We start from the raw sequence: 235 nt of genomic DNA on the forward strand, positions 1-235 counted from the left end.
GGCGGTGGCGGCTTTCGCCGCGCAATGCCTCCCAACGAGATCACCCGATGGGCTGAGCCATGACGGCCCAGGGTTGAGCGCTGGCAAGTGGCCAGTCCAAGGTGATTTCGCTAGCGACCGTGTTGAAGTTGCACATGAGGCTGGTGACCCCTACGCCGGCATCGCCTCCCATACGCTGCGTCTGTATTGACGGCATGCCGCCGGCGACGAGGGTGACGTTTGGCTCTACGTCGAA

General features: G+C 63.4%; 1 protein-coding gene. It reads right to left on the reverse strand.

The annotated features are described in order from the left end of the window. Positions 1 to 40: 40 nt before the first annotated feature. On the reverse strand, positions 41 to 235 hold a 195-nt coding region (locus BST11_RS28305), incomplete at its 5' end, for a hypothetical protein (protein ID WP_211284810.1).

Source organism: Mycobacterium alsense (genome assembly GCF_002086635.1).
GTDB lineage: Bacteria > Actinomycetota > Actinomycetes > Mycobacteriales > Mycobacteriaceae > Mycobacterium > Mycobacterium alsense.